9 protein-coding genes are annotated in these 15,766 nt (G+C 36.7%); 3 read left to right on the forward strand and 6 right to left on the reverse strand.

Translation table 11 applies throughout. The annotated features are described in order from the left end of the window. The first annotated feature begins 5 nt into the window (after positions 1-5). Both hmpA and ACX0HA_RS15385 read left to right on the forward strand, forming a co-directional pair. On the forward strand, positions 6-1,202 hold the full coding sequence (hmpA, locus tag ACX0HA_RS15380) for an NO-inducible flavohemoprotein (protein ID WP_458846191.1): 1,197 nt from the start codon (positions 6-8) through the stop codon (positions 1,200-1,202). 186 nt (positions 1,203-1,388) lie between these two features. Beyond that, complete coding sequence (locus tag ACX0HA_RS15385; RefSeq protein ID WP_458846192.1) at positions 1,389-1,634, forward strand: hypothetical protein; 246 nt, start codon at positions 1,389-1,391, stop codon at positions 1,632-1,634. A gap of 44 nt (positions 1,635-1,678) precedes the next feature. Here the strand turns inward: ACX0HA_RS15385 and ACX0HA_RS15390 are convergent, their stop codons facing one another. Beyond that, positions 1,679-2,149 (reverse strand): OsmC family protein, encoded by a 471-nt coding sequence (locus ACX0HA_RS15390; protein WP_458846193.1) that lies wholly within the window; start codon positions 2,147-2,149, stop codon positions 1,679-1,681. Positions 2,150-2,348: 199 nt separating this feature from the next. On the opposite strand from ACX0HA_RS15390, the gene ACX0HA_RS15395 reads away from it, so the two are divergent. Continuing rightward, positions 2,349-2,687: a hypothetical protein gene (locus tag ACX0HA_RS15395; protein WP_458846194.1), complete on the forward strand. Its 339-nt coding sequence runs from the start codon at positions 2,349-2,351 to the stop codon at positions 2,685-2,687. Positions 2,688-2,740: 53 nt separating this feature from the next. Here ACX0HA_RS15395 and ACX0HA_RS15400 read toward each other — a convergent pair whose 3' ends face one another. From ACX0HA_RS15400 to ACX0HA_RS15420, 5 genes are all read right to left on the reverse strand, one after another. Beyond that, on the reverse strand, positions 2,741-4,681 hold the full coding sequence (locus tag ACX0HA_RS15400; RefSeq protein WP_458846195.1) for an oleate hydratase: 1,941 nt from the start codon (positions 4,679-4,681) through the stop codon (positions 2,741-2,743). Between the two features lie 399 nt (positions 4,682-5,080). Beyond that, positions 5,081-5,725, reverse strand: coding sequence for a hypothetical protein (locus ACX0HA_RS15405; protein ID WP_458846196.1), 645 nt, complete (start codon positions 5,723-5,725; stop codon positions 5,081-5,083). Between the two features lie 10 nt (positions 5,726-5,735). Further along, positions 5,736-6,662 carry a hypothetical protein gene (locus ACX0HA_RS15410; RefSeq protein WP_458846197.1) on the reverse strand — a complete coding sequence of 309 codons (927 nt, stop codon included), beginning with the start codon at positions 6,660-6,662 and terminating at the stop codon, positions 5,736-5,738. Positions 6,663-7,088: 426 nt separating this feature from the next. Beyond that, positions 7,089-7,778, reverse strand: a complete 690-nt coding sequence (locus tag ACX0HA_RS15415) for a hypothetical protein (protein ID WP_458846198.1) — start codon at positions 7,776-7,778, stop codon at positions 7,089-7,091. Between the two features lie 3 nt (positions 7,779-7,781). After that, a complete protein-coding gene (locus tag ACX0HA_RS15420) occupies positions 7,782-15,746 on the reverse strand; it encodes an RHS repeat-associated core domain-containing protein (RefSeq protein WP_458846199.1) in 7,965 nt (2,654 codons plus the stop codon). Positions 15,747-15,766: the final 20 nt, after the last annotated feature.

Here is a 15,766-nt window from a genome sequence, read left to right on the forward strand (position 1 = left end):
ACAACATGAACAGCAGACAGAAAGAACTGGTTACCGCTACCGTGCCTACATTACAGGCTGCAGGTGCGGTACTCACGGCACATTTTTACAAGAGAATGCTAAGCCGAAATCCCGAACTTAAAGAAACATTCAACATGGGCAACCAGGCCAACGGCCGCCAAAAAGAAGCTCTTGCAGGAGCTGTACTGGCTTATGCCCAACATATAGACAACCCGGCGGTACTTATCGATGTGCTCAAAGGAATAGGCAACAAGCACGTAAGCCTGAACATACAACCGGAACAGTATGCCATTGTAGGCGAAAATCTTATCGCTTCCATAAGCGAGGTGCTGGGCGATGCTGCCACACCGGAATTACTTGAAGCCTGGACTGTGGCCTACAACGAACTTGCAGCGATTATGACCGGACTGGAACAGGAAATGTATAAAACCAATATTGAAACACCTGGGGGATGGAACGGCTGGAGGGAATTTACCATAAAGGAGATAGCAGAGGAATCGGCAGAAATTAAATCCTTCTATTTATATCCTTCGGATGGCAACCCAATAGCTGATTATAAAGCCGGGCAGTATATAAGCGTGCAGGTTTTTGTTGAAGAATTGGGATTAAGACAGCCGAGGCAGTATAGCCTTTCGGGCGCACATAGCCCTGAATATTACAGGATATCGGTAAAAAAGGAAGCCGCTATAGGAGAGAATCCGGCAGGAATGGTGTCGAATACAATGCACAAAAAGCAAGAGGGTGATACCGTAATGCTTTCGGCACCTGCGGGTATCTTTTCTTTAAAACCTGCAGGCACCCCAATTGTACTGATAAGCGGTGGTATTGGAGTAACACCAATGCTTAGCATGCTGGAAACCAATAAGAATAATGCCCAAAACAAAACCATTTGGGTGCATGGTTATCGAAATGCTGCTGTACATGCCTTTAAAGATGTGGTGAGCACAATCGAACAAGAAGGAGACTGGCTGGAGACATACTTGTTTAATGAAAATCCTGAGGGTAATTCAGAAAACGTAATAACAGGAAGGGTAGACCTGAACCATTGCAAAGAAGCCATATTGCTTGAAAATGCCCATTATTACATCTGCGGACCGGAACTATTCATTAAAACACAATACCAGTCGCTCATTAACCTTAATGTGGACAAGGCAAATATCTTCTACGAAGAGTTCGGCCCCCAGAGTTTTACTTTAAACTAGCTCCTTAGCCCCGTTAGCAGCGGGGTTTTGCTTTTGGTATTTAATATATACAAACAAAAATAACAGAATATGATAAATGTCATAATTGTATGATAACCAGTATTGTAAATTTGTATTATAAATTTAAATACACTTTTAGTCATGAGCACATATCAAAAATATCTAGACACATACACAAGGGGTTTCATGGGATTTAGTACACTGGCAGTTTTACTGCAGAGTGGGCTTGGTGGTTTTGCCGCCATGCTGATACTTCAACACGGTAACTCACCTTTACAGATGGTTCAGCTGTTCTTTGTGGTAATCTTTTGTAGCATTTTCAACGGAACGGTTTTGGCCCAAATGACACCTAAAGTAGTGTTCAACACTTTACTCTTTAGTGTTGCCCTGAGTGTAACAGCAATCATAACGAATATCTTTTTTATACATTAATAGCTAAAACCCAATAGTGCTAAAGCCTCTTTTAAGGGGCTTTTTTATTTTTCGGCAATGCACGACAGTTCGTGCAGTACAGGGAAGTTACAGGAGTTGGCTATAAAGCACATCGTATTAGCTTTATGATGCAGTTCGTTTGCTTTGGAGATCATTGAAGCATTGGCTACAATTACGTCAGGCTTTAGCGTAACACCGGTAAAATGCCCGCTGCCATCGGGAGTTTCGGCCATGGTGCCTTGGGCTCTGTCGATATAGGAAGTAACAATTATGCCTGCTTCAGAACATAAATGCAGATACCAAAGCATGTGGCAGGAAGATAATGATGCCAGCAATAGCTCTTCGGGATTGTAGCGGGTGTGATCTCCGAGAAATGCAGGATCAGATGAGCCGTTTATTTCGGGTTTTCCGTTGGCAGCAATAGTGTAGTCACGGGTGTATGCCTTATAATTTTCTGTGCCTTTACCGGAATTGCCTGTCCAGTTTACTGTAGTGTTATAATGATGTGTTTTCATGGGACTGAATTTCATCAGAAAGGTACAAAATGCAGCGAATTATGTGGACTTATCCCCAAAAAATGTGGAATTCCTCACAAAAATTTAAAATATCGGAAACGTATAAATTCCTGTAAATTAGTTGTTTATGTATTTTCTGGGCTGATTGGTATGATTCTTTCATATTCTTATGCATTACAATATTGAAAAAGAACACATTATGAAGAATTTATTTTTAGCAGCTGCATTAGTTTTAGGACTTGCGGCAAGCGCACAAACAGAAACTGTACAAACTACACAACCGGTAACTACAACAGCGACTCCTGCACAGGTATCACAAACACCTAACCAGGAGAAAGAATATGCCAAGATTAAACAAGATGAGATTGCTCCTGAAGTATTAAAACAGGCTGTCGCAAAATACAAAGGCTTTGAACTTGTAGAAGCACTTAAAGCCCAGGATGGTACCGATTATAAATTTGTACTGACCAAAGATGGTAAAAACGTTGCTGCTTATTTTAAAAGCACCGGCGAATTTATAAAAGAAGTTGCGGCTTAACAAACCCACATACATCTGAAGACGAGAAAGAGGCCAATGGCCTCTTTCTTTTTTTAGTGTTTAAGTCCTTTTATCCAGTCCTGGAATTTACCGACTTGCTCCATGAAAAATGATTCGTGCTCTTCGTGTTCCTGCTCATTTTCGGCTAGCACATGCTCAAAATAGGTTCCTTTAAGTACTCTTCTCAAAATACCCTCACCCGGAAAAGGCTGGTAATCGTTTAATGACTGCACCGCTTTTAGTAAGTGGCGAATGTCATATTGCAGCGGAATGATATCCGGAACCTGCTTGTTGAGGTTCAGCAGGTGGTATACGGCAATCCTTGCAGTACGTACCGAGCTTTCCATCGTAAATACGATATCGTTGTTGGTTTCTACAAACTGGCCTACCAACCCCAAATTAGTACATCCTTCAGGCACTACCCTAGGGCGGTCACCTTTTGCTCTTGGCATAAACATGGAGGTGATATATGGCATGAACGAACTACGAACTATTGTGTTGTCTATTACATTGTCCAGTTGGTCTATAATGCCTAAATGATGGCAAAGTTCTGCCAAAAGTTCATTCCCGGTACATTCAGGCATTGTTTTCTTTATGTAGTTTCCTTCCTTATCCATAAACAGGGAATAAATCCATATTACCAGCACGTCGTCGGGCTGTGTAGGGAAGTGGGGCTGCCTGTTGCAGGTAAAGCTCATTAACCAGTTAGAATCGGTAATGGTAATGATGCCTCCGGTTACGGTCCTGCCTGAATAGGGGTCGTTTACCGATAATTGTTTGAGTTTCTCTACAAATGCCGATGGCCTGCAGGTTAGCGTTGCCGATTCCCATGACGATTTTTTGATGTCGCTGCAGAATTTTTCGGGCTTGCCAAATACGGGTGATTTTGCCGCAAGGTTTTTCCATAGTTTCCAACCGTCGCTCAATCCGCTATCATCATTGTTTATGCCGGCTATTGGTGCTGTTGTGTTGGTACCATAAAAAGTATCTTCCGTCATTGATCCGGTGGTCACGATAACATAATCATCTTTGCCTACCGGTATCATGCCGTCAATTCCTTCCTGTTCAGTAATTATGCCTTTTACTGCCTTTCCGTCGGTGTTGCTATGAATGTCAAGATCTTTTACAAGGGTGTTGAGACGTATCTGAACCCCTTTGCTTACAAGGTATCTTCTCAAAGGTGTTATAAACGAGTCGTACTGGTTGTATTTAGGGAAAACAAGACACGAAAAGTCTTTCATACCGTCTATAGCGTGTAAAAAGCGGTGCATGTATAACTTGCACTCCAGCAGGCTGTGCCAGTTCTCGAAAGCAAACATGGTACGCCAAAAGAACCAAAAGTTACTGTCAAGGAAAGATTCGCTAAAATAATCCTGTATGGTCAGGTCGTCAAGCTCTTCTTTTTTCTTCATGAGCAGTTTAACGATGGCCAGCTGATCTTTTTTATTAAGCCCGAATTTGCTGAAATCCTTTATTTCGCCTTTGTTATGAATAAGCCTTGCTTTAGAGAAGTTAGGGTCGTTATCGTTTACCAAGCGGTATTCGTCGAGTACGCTGTAGGGCTCAGGAAGTTCGAATGCCGGAATATCCTGGAACATATCCCATAGGTTTTCATAGGTCATATCCATTTCACGGCCACCGCGGATGATGAAACCCTGTTCGGCATTTCCGGCACCATCAAGCGACCCTCCTTCAACATGTGCCTGGTCTATAAATATGATGTTCTCACCGGGAATCCTTCCGTCACGCATAAAATAGTAGGCTGCCGACATTCCGGCAATGCCACTGCCTATAATATACACTTTGCTGTTATCAAATGATTTTATGGGAATGGCTTTATTACGCTGGTAATTGCCAATCTGGTCTGAAAAAGGCATTGTCTTTTCTGGGGTATTGCGCTGTACCTCTTTGCTTGAATCGGGTTGGTGATCTACCTTTCCATATTGTGCCGAAGCTTTTAGTGCCTTGTCGAATTTTGAAGTATCGATGCTCATAAAAGGACTTTTTAAAATTATTAGTCATAAAATTACTATAATTTAAAAGCCTATGTATAACAATAAATGTTAATATTATGTTGTAATTCAGTGTTTTGAGTAGGAAAATAGCGGTTTTAGGTTTATAATGAGTTACATGCACATTACTGTGCGGCTTTTGTTGTAGCCTCGCCAACCCCGATAGCTATCGGGGGAATTTGGATCAAAAGTTCAGTAAGGATTATTGTTGTAAACAAAAAACCCGCTCCATTTGCATGAAGCGGGTCTTGTAGCCTTGGATGAATTAAATTCGAACTTTTTGATTTAAAATACGTATCTCGTATGTATAGATTCTTCCTTACAATGACACATTTTTATTTGAATAAGATTGAGAATGTTGGAACCATAGCTAACTTTAAATTAATTAAGATCTAGTTTCCCATTAAGAATGTCGATTAGCTTATTCCTTTCTATGATAGTTGTTTCAAATGGATCATGAGTAATTTTATATATATTATTCTCTTTATCCATGCCAACAAAATTTCCATCTTCTAACTCTCTTATGTTAAAAAATTCTTTATCCCCTAAATAAACCGAATAAATATTGGATGAATTAATAAGCTCCCTTTCGTTTACATCAAGAATATTTAAAATTTGTTTGTAATCATAATTTACATTATATTCTTTTTTCAAGGAGGAAATATCTAAATTGTTTAAGTCAAGATCATATTTTTTTCCCCCTGTCAAGGCATATCCATTAATAGTCCCACTAGATACATATATAGTCAATATTAAAAATCTTAAAGACTTTTTATCGAATACTCTAATGTTGCCTAATTTAAAACCGGACTCATTTTTTATTTCATATTTTTTTAGTACATTAGAATTATATGTAAAAGCGATATAACCATTGATATCACTAGCGTGTATTAATACTCCCTTAAGCAGACCATCATTAATTTGATCTATTAAACTGGAATATTCTTTTGGTAGCTTTTCTAATGCTTTTTTTAGTAATTGAATTTCCCAAATCTCAATTTTAGTTCTTTTAAATAATCCAAACATATAATTATATTTAAAATTTTGTAAACCAATTGTATTCATTAAACCATCCAACCTGAGGTTTAATACCTGCTCTCAAAAAATTATATCTATAGGGATCAATTAGTGAGTGTTGAATGGTATTTAATTTCCAGACATTTATTCTATTATTAACAGCAAAGTTAGGGATATTGTATGCTTTTTGCATACGTTGGCTGATGAAAACATGATGAAATTCAGTACTTATTCTTTGTATACCAGTACTAGTTTCTATCATAGCTAGCGTTTCTGTCCCGCCTCTCATAGCTTTGTACTGTTGGAATGTTTTACCTTTAAACAATGAACTAATTCCCTTTGTTACATCGTCAGTAAAACTTCCAAATTTAAGATATTTGGTAAATTTTCCATACGGAATTAGACTTGCTATTGTAAGAGCAGTATCTCCATTATCCATCTCGTTACCATACATGTCTTTACCTTCCGTCACTCCTAAATAAGCATTGTAACCACTTATTATAGGGTTCATCCCTGCTACAAATTGACCAAAAGCTTGTCCCCCTTCTCCTTCAGCCCACGAGTCAGCCCTACGTCCCATGCGGAGATAGTCACTTTTTAGCTGGCTCCAAGAGTAATCTACTTTAATAAAAGAGTAATCTACAGGTATACTTCCAACTGTGCCACTCAGCAGCGATTCTTTATTATAATTATCTACATATGCGTTTGCAAAATTAGTTGCTCCCAGCGATAATACTTGAGATGCAGGGGCTCCTACTGCATTGATTATTTGTCCCGCATTCCATTTCAACGGATTAGCCTGGCCTGTAGCTTGCGCTCCATGTACATAAGCGGAGAACACAAAGCCTAGAGCTATATCCCACCATTCTCCAGTTGGATCTGAGTACTTGTTCGGATTATTTAAACAGTAGCCAAATCTATGTCCCTTCCTGAAATAAGTTGACATAAAAGGCGACTTATTTCAGGAAGGGACATTATATGTATCAAAAAATATTTGACTACAAAAAGAAACATTTTTTTGCATCGTAGTTCGAATCTACATAAAAAAAATATACTCTTCGAATTGTTGCCCATATTCAAATTGTACTATGGAATCACCTTGTAAGCCACTTTTTTTTTAAAAATCTCATCATATAAGTTTTAGTACTTTCTGTTGTTGACTTCTTATTTTTATAAAGCTCGCTTAATAATTCTTCTACTTATGTATATAAATTTTCACCTTTCATATTCACTTTATTTTCTCGACATTCATCAAAAAAACGATAGCGCGAAATTTACTTTACCAGTTTAGGCAAAGCCTCTAAGAGCAAGATACCTGGAGTGATTGCTTATCTAGATAAAATAAATATTTTGTCTTTTCCTCTTTCAGTAGTTATTTTAAAATATTTTCTTTTAAAGAAATCTTTAAAGGAAGATATTCTACATCTTTTCTTCCTTTAACTATAAAAATATTATTCTCAAAACTTATTGCTTTATACATCTCTAAGAAAAATTCTATTCCTTTCTTCGTCTTGTCGATGTTCTTTTCAAAAATTATAAATCCTTCTTTTTCTAGCGTAAAGGTAGAATACATGCCATCTTCTTTAAAATTTATCCAGACTGCTGCTTTTATAGTTTCGCCGGAAATAATTACATCAGTTTCCACAATTCTGTAATCTGGATTAAGACCGATTTTTAAACCTTTATTGTAAGCATATTTCGCGGCTTCCAACAAATCTCTATTCTTCATTTCTTCAGCTGATTTAGTAAGATAATGATACGCTTTATCCCAAATGTATTTAGTTTTTCCTTCTATGCTTAGCGTATTAAATTCAGATAAGTCAAATATTCCATAATAGGTTAAATGTCCACCATAATAATATGGACTATCCTTTGGCATAATAGGGTATAAATTATACGTTTCTTCGGTATTAAATTCAATATTTATAAATTTAATTTTTTTCCCGTTATAAATTTCATTCAATAATCTATTCAATAAAATGCCTATTCCAAAAAAATCATCATTGATATTTATAAGTGATTCTTTATCATTAAACCAAAACAGAGTCCTTTCTATATTCATAATTTATGGTTTTATTGGTCTTCCTGTAGCAAAATCAATTGGATAAGGGATTTTCATCCCAGGTATGGTATATTGTCCTGTAGAATTATAATGCAAACTTCTTAAATATTTTTCATTTATATGAGCTTGATATTTATAAATTGCATCTGAATATTTACCATAAGCTCCAGGTCCAGCTTGTTTTAAAGACCTGTTATACCTAACTAGATCAGCACCACTTACACCAAATTTATAAAGTTCTCCTTTAGAATTATAAATAGTGTAGTTTCTAGCGTATTTTAAAGATTTGGATGAAGTTGAAAATTTAATCGCTTCTGCAAAATCATTTCCCATTTTCAAAGCATCGTCAGTAAAACTTCCAAATTTAAGATATTTGGTAAACTTTCCATATGGAATTAGACTTGCTATTGTAAGAGCAGTATCTCCATTATCCATCTCGTTACCATACATGTCTTTACCTTCCGTCACTCCTAAATAAGCATTGTAACCACTTATTATAGGGTTCATCCCTGCTACAAATTGACCAAAAGCTTGTCCTCCTTCTCCTTCAGCCCACGAGTCAGCCCTACGTCCCATGCGGAGATAGTCGCTTTTTAGCTGGCTCCAAGAGTAATCTACTTTAATAAAAGAGTAATCTACAGGTATACTTCCAACTGTGCCACTCAGCAGCGATTCTTTATTATAATTATCTACATATGCGTTTGCAAAATTAGTTGCTCCCAGCGATAATACTTGAGATGCAGGGGCTCCTACTGCATTGATAATTTGTCCCGCATTCCATTTCAACGGATTAGCCTGGCCTGTAGCTTGCGCTCCATGTACATAAGCGGAGAACACAAAGCCTAGAGCTATATCCCACCATTCTCCAGTTGGATCTGAGTACTTGGTCGGATTATTTAAACAGTAGCCAAATCTATTAAAATTTTGTGGATTTGTTGGATCTTGTATATTGTCATCAGGCTGTAAAAAACGATGTAATTTCGGATCATAAATTCTGCCATTCATATTTATAAGATCAACCCCTAACAAATGCTCATGGCCCGTATAACCGCGATCAAGGAATAGAGATGTACTAGAAGTCGGAATCGTGGTGCTAGTGCCCTTATAGCCGATTACATTGCCCCATACATCAAATAGTCTCTGTTCTATTACATTTCCGGTGCTATTAGTTATTGCCAATATACTACCTTGATAATCCCTGTGTAGATAATAGTATGCCTTGTTACTACCATCTCCTCTGAATACTACCGGGGCTGTATAACCATCCCCTCCTATATAAAATGTAAATTCATTTGTATTACTACCTGATACAGTTCTTCTACGCACTTCCATACTCCCATCAGAGCTGTAAAATTTACGCATAATTCTGTCATTTTTATTTTCTTCCAGATTCCCATAGTACATCACTGCTCTTTGGTTAAATGCGTTATACTCAAAATTGATTCGCTCGGTTTCATTTTGAGATATAGATACTGGGCTATTAAATACATTATAATCAATATCTTGTCGGTTATTCCTGTAGAAATTTAATGTTGCAGGATCTGAACCACTTAGAGCTGTTTGAGTATAAGGCTTACCTTGCGCATGGTATTCATACGCACCCGCATTATTTTTTGAAATAGTTCCATTAGCATTATATAACTGAGATTGATATCCGGCATTATTTTTAAATTCGGTTAGTCTGTCAAAGCTATCATAGGAAAGGTTTTCATTCCAATTTGTGTTACCCAGCATATACTTTCTTGAAGACAAGTTTCCTGTCGTAGCGGAAAAAATTGTATGTAAAAAAATTACATTGTTTGCCCCTTTGCTATGTACCGTTAAAATGGGAATCCCATTATTGCCAATTGCATTCAAGATCTCGACATTATTTCCTAAGGTTGCGGTGGTAACTCTTCCTCCCGGTTCCGTTAAATTTGTTTGCCAAAGTTTGGTGTTACCGACGGTTGTACTATTCAACATATCAAACAACTGGTGTTTAGAACCATTCTTGTAATATGTTTTAATCCATTTTTCGAGCAACTTCCCAGTGCGTACATCTTTAGCATAGTACTTTTCTCTATCCGCTCGACTGAAGCCATCATACAAATATTCTCTTTGGAAATCAAAGAATTTTTTAGAATTTACACTTGATGTTCTAGCTTCCCTGGTTTTTTTTAGTCTCAAAAAGTTATCATATTCGTAGCTGTAACTAATTCTATAATCATTAGCCTCATCTATCAACAATACTGAATTTACCAAATTGTAATTATTATAGCCGTACTGAATTTTGCTATCAGTAATATCATTTCCATAACCTTTTATTTTTTTCTCAGTTATTCTTCCATAATTATCCAAGACGTATTCGGTAATACCTTTATCTTCTATCTCTTCAGACACAAGATCTCCGAAATTAGTATACATATATCTATATGTTCCCGCAGATGGATCAATTAAAGTTTTCCTCCTACCGAAACCATCTTGTTCAATAAGTGTTTCTGCACCCCCTGTTTCTGTCGATTTTAGGCTTCCATTTGCAAAATATTTATAATTTATGGTTTCACCCCCTGACTCACTAATCTGGCTAATGCTGCCATAATTGTTTTTTAGAGTTGTTTTTTGTTTTTGTCCATCATTTTCCATAACAGATAAACCTGTATAACTATATAAAGTCTGTTTACCATTAGAGGATGATGTCTTTAAATTATTTGATTGTATTACCCGGCCGTAACGGTCGTATTGAAATTCATTCCATACTTTAAAATTTCCGTAGTTATTACCCTCGATAAAATAAGGTAAACTTATCTTTAAGGGTTGATTGTTGAAGTCGTATTGAGTAGATATGCAGGACCACTTATTATTTATATTCTTATTTAATTCGTGTAATTTTCGCCCCGAATAGTCAAGAATTACTTTACTTTCACTGCCGTCATTCGCCCAGACGCTTTGTTGAACTCCTTCTGAAATATTTTTATATGTTATAGTAGACGAAAGAACCGTAGTATTTCCGAGATAATTTGTAGTATTTGTCAGTTTGCCCCATGTATCATAACTGTATATATTTTTTTTAGGAAATCCAGTTGCTGAAGGACTAATCTCTGAAAGTAATTGTCCAGTACTTAAATTATAAGTAAAAACAGTTTCCAATCCAACCATATCGGTTGTCTTAGTTAAGAATCTATGGGTTTGCGCATCGTACTCGAACAAACTGATTCTATCAGTTAGATTGGGTGCAGAAATTGTCTTATTTATTATATTTCCATAAACATCATAACTATTTTTCTCTGTCAGGTAAATTGTAGCGACTCCAGAGTTTGTACTTCTCTGTTTTGTTTCCTTTAATAAATCATTTTCAAAAGTGTATACTTCTTCATTTACAGACGTATCACTTCCAAGTTTAGATGTGACAAATTTAGATTTAGGCCTACCAATAAGATAAGGTGATGATATCAGGTTATCGTAACTATATACCTCTTCAATTGTTTTATTTACAGGTGAGTCATTACCTCGTAATACTGTCTTAGTACTTTTTAGGTTATATTCATCGTAAGTAGAAGTAATATCATTTATAGTCCCTTCTAACCCGTTAAAAATCTGAGTGAAAGTGTTTCTAAGTTTAAACACTTTGTTACTTTGGAGCGGATTCTGCGCCAAATTATTATTGTAGGTGTATAAAGTTTTACTGATATATGGATCGCCTGGTAACAATACTTTATCCGGTGACGCTAATCCATTTATTGAAAAACTCATTACAGGATTTCCTCTAAGGGACATATCGTTTACAGTTATTGTTGATATAACTTTAGTTACATCTGAAAACCAGTTCGTTTTTATTAATGATCGGAAACCAAGAAAGCCCAAACCTTCGCTGTTTGCTGTGGCACCCATATATCTAAAGAATTGATGTTTAAATGATCCAGGTGTTACCTCTTTTGAGATGTGCTCCACCGCCCTCAATGTAGAGCTTCCTCCTATGTCATAATTAGGATAACTCTCTATTTGACCTGCTGGTTTATAACAAACGCCTCCAGGTACCAACTGATCATAGTATAAATAATCCCTCATTCCATTACCAGAAGTAATTTTTTGTAGCGATTTATTAGTTGAACAGGAGTTCATATTGGTATAGAATCCTATTTTGAAATTTCTATAGCAACCGTCTTTATACTGACATTCCATACCTAAAATCTGTGGATGGTCAGTATACACTTTACTTGTTTTTACCATAAAAGGCAGCATATCCGTAATTGTAGAACTGCAATGAGACGGATCACTATTAGTAAAGGTATCCCAATATGAAGTCCATGTACCATTATATGTTCTTGAAAGATTATTTACAGTCCATTTGCTATTTCCGATCTTTCTAAAGGCAACAATATTTGTTTTCCCATCATTGTCAAAATCGGTCGGTATAAATATGTTACTTTCTTTTGAAGGAGGAAATGTATTTGGAAGAGCTTCACTTTTTAGACCTACTCCTGTAGATATTAGGACTTTTCTTTCGAGCCCGCGTAGAACTATGTCAGTGTTGCCATCTCCATTCAAATCGGCAAAAATCGGATCATAATAATACTTATCGTATATGTTGTACATGAATGAATGTGTTTCCTCATAAATTCTTCGGACAAGAATTTGTTCGTAAAATATTTTATTATTCGGAGTTAAGTAATTAATTGGTGTTTCCCATAAAGTGATTAAATTATCATTATCACCCAATGAATAAATAACTATTTTATTTGTAGTGCCTTGAAATACAACAATATCAGATTTCCCATCGGCATTCATATCCGCAATATAAATATGTGACTCTTTTTCTAAGTTAAATTTCGGAGATACATTATGAATAACACCTAAATTTTTAATATAATCGACTGAAATCCTTGGGTCTAAATTTACAAAGTAAAGTTCCCGTGAAGAAGCTGTGTTGTGCTTAAGAAGTAATCGATCGGTAAATCCGTCACCATTGAAATCGCCTGTAAGCTCTTCAGGAGTACTACCTTTGACAGTAACTTCTTTTGAATATAATTTGGTTACACTATCATCATTTTCATTTTTACCATAGATGAGAAATTCGAGCGTTGTAGTGTCTGAACCAATTTCTTTAATTTTTTCGAAACACCAAGTATCCCTGTTGAGTACCTGATAAGTCCCAACTGATTTTTTACTTAACGTCCTAATAGGGAATTGTGAAAATATGTCGTAATCAATTAAACCAGCAAAGTCTACTACAATTGGTTGCGCCCCAGAATCATCAATTTTTCTATACAATTTTTTCTTATAAATAAAATCCTGGTCTCCATCACCGTCAAAATCACCGTTTATGACATCCTTCGGTTTAAATCGTAAGCCTCCCGGATCCAGAAACCAAAATCCACTTGTAAAGTACTCATAACTGTTCTGAAAAGGGACGTTATCAATAAAATTTGGAGTCGTTGATCTTACAGTATTTATGGAAAAGTTTTCATTTTCATATTCAAAAGTAGTAGGGTTGTATGATTTGGAAGAGTTTCCATTTTTTTCAGTTACCTTTTTCAGCCTATGATATTTGAGAGCCTGATCATAAGACAGAACATAATTTTTATAGGGAACATTATTTCCTTTTATATTTATTGACTCTAGTATTTTATTGTCCTTGAAATCTACACCAGCAATATAATATTGTTCTTCTCTGACTCTGTTCGTGTAATTGAACTTAATTTCATTTATAGGCGTAGTTGTTCCCCTTGAGCCGTATTTAATTGTATTTATGTATGATAGATTTACTGATTTTGTATAGTTATAGGTAACACGTAAGGATTGCAAATTTTCCCAGTAAGTAATATGATATGTTATAGCGGCTTTTGAATCAGCGGTTTGACCGTAGTAAGCTACTGCGCCATCAGGATATTCGACTTTAAAATGGGAACCCGTATACGTTATTCTGATATTGGAGAATTGTTCTGTTTCATAAGTTGAATTAGCTCCTCCGTAGACACCTGTCTTTAATATCAATCTTTGTCCATCAAGAGCGAAGCGATCATAGTCATCAAAGTCAACCGGATCGATAATATCATCGTGAAATTTTGTCGATGGTATCCTTGTAATTGCGGACAAACCACCTAAATTCCAACCATATCCGGCAATACCCATTCCTGACTGGCTATTGTATGATAGAGAGATTTGAGGGGCTACTCCCTTGATTCCCGGGGGTACATTTATTGGGATATTATACAAACCTGCACCAGACGGAGAAACTGAAACCTCACCCGATGTGATGCCGACTTCGCCAGAGTTACCCGTAGCTGAGGTTATAAGAGAAACAACGTTAGCAAGTCCTTCTGATTGTTCTTCTGAATAGTCTAAAGGAGAATTAAATCTAGCCGATGCCACTAAAATTTTCATTTGTATAGCCTCTGCACATTGCCCTGGACTCGGAGTAAATGTATATGTAGTAGTTTCAGTATTATTTAGTTCAGGAGACCATTCACCAGCTATTCCATTTAATGATATATTGGGCAATAAATCATCTGTCATAGCACCAACTTCGATTGGGCTGACTTCTATAAACTCTGGTTTAATAGGTGATATCACTTTAACAACCACATTGTTTTGTGCACATTGATTTTCATCAGGATAAAAAATGTATGAGCTTTCATCTAATTCTCTCCAGTATCCAGATACCCCATTTGGCGACTGGGAAGGAAGTTCTTCAATTGGTGTACCACTACATATAGCTAGATTTTTAAAATCCGCTTCATACTGATTAACAACAATTGTTAAAAATGCAGGAGAAGCGCACTGGTCTTCGTCCGGAGTAAACGTGTAAGTTGTTGTCAGCTTGGTGTCTACATTGGGGGGAAACCATGAGCCTGTTATTCCCTCTTGTGAAGAGGTTGTTAGTTCCGAAAGGTTATCACCTGAACAAATTGGTAATATCTCATCAAAATGTGGTATGTTAGGATCAATAACTATTGTTAATGTTGCATTCGATGTACATAGTCCAGCGTCTGGCGTGAACGTATATGTTGTTGTCGCGGTATTATCCAATTCAGGAGACCATGACCCTGAAATTCCTTCGAGCGAGACTGTTGGCAACTCCGAAAGGTACTCACCTGAGCATACTGGTTGAACTTCTTCAAAGGTCGGGATATCGCTAGTGATAACGTCCAATCTTAGGGTAGTGGTTCCCGCACATTGGCCTTCATCGGCTAAAAAGGTGTATAATGTGGAATTTTTACTATCAAATTCAGGTGACCAACTCCCATATATCCCTTCAAGAGAGACACTCGGTAATACGTTTATGTCATTCTCTGAACAAATTGGAAAAATGTCTTCGAAAGAAGGTGTTATAGGAGAATTAACAACTATTGTAACCTGAACATTATCTGCACATTGTCCAGGATTAGGAGTAAACGTATACGTTGTAGTAGCATATTTGTCCAGTGGGGGACTCCAGGATCCTTCTACACCTTCTAAGGAAGTAGTTGGCAAGGGATTTAAATAAGTGCCGCTACATATAGATACAGAGTATATTTCAGAGAACGACGGTATGAGTGCAGGATTAACTGAAATTGTCAGTGTTGATTGCGAGGCACATTGTCCCGGATAAGGGGTAAAAGTATATGTAGTAGTTTCCAGATTATTTAATGCCGGTTCCCAAAACCCTGTGATATTCTCCTTTGAAACTGTTGGTAATTCATACAAATAATCACCTGCACAAATAGTGGGAACCTCATTAAAACTTGGTAATAGAAGTTCGGGTATTAGAATCTGCATATATGCATCTTTAGCGTTTTGTCCGGGATTAGGAGTGAAGGTGTAAACAAATTCTCCGTAGCTATATATTTCCGGTGACCATATACCTGTTATTCCTTCAAGGGAAGTTGTTGGTAAAGGTGATACAGGATCTCCCACACATTTTACCATAACAGGATAAAATGTCGGTATTCTGTCTTGCGCTAAGGCGATTGTAAAACAAAGTGAAATAAAAAAAGTATAAATGGACTTCATATAGTAGGTGAAAGGAATAT

The organism is Flavobacterium hauense, assembly GCF_054457175.1.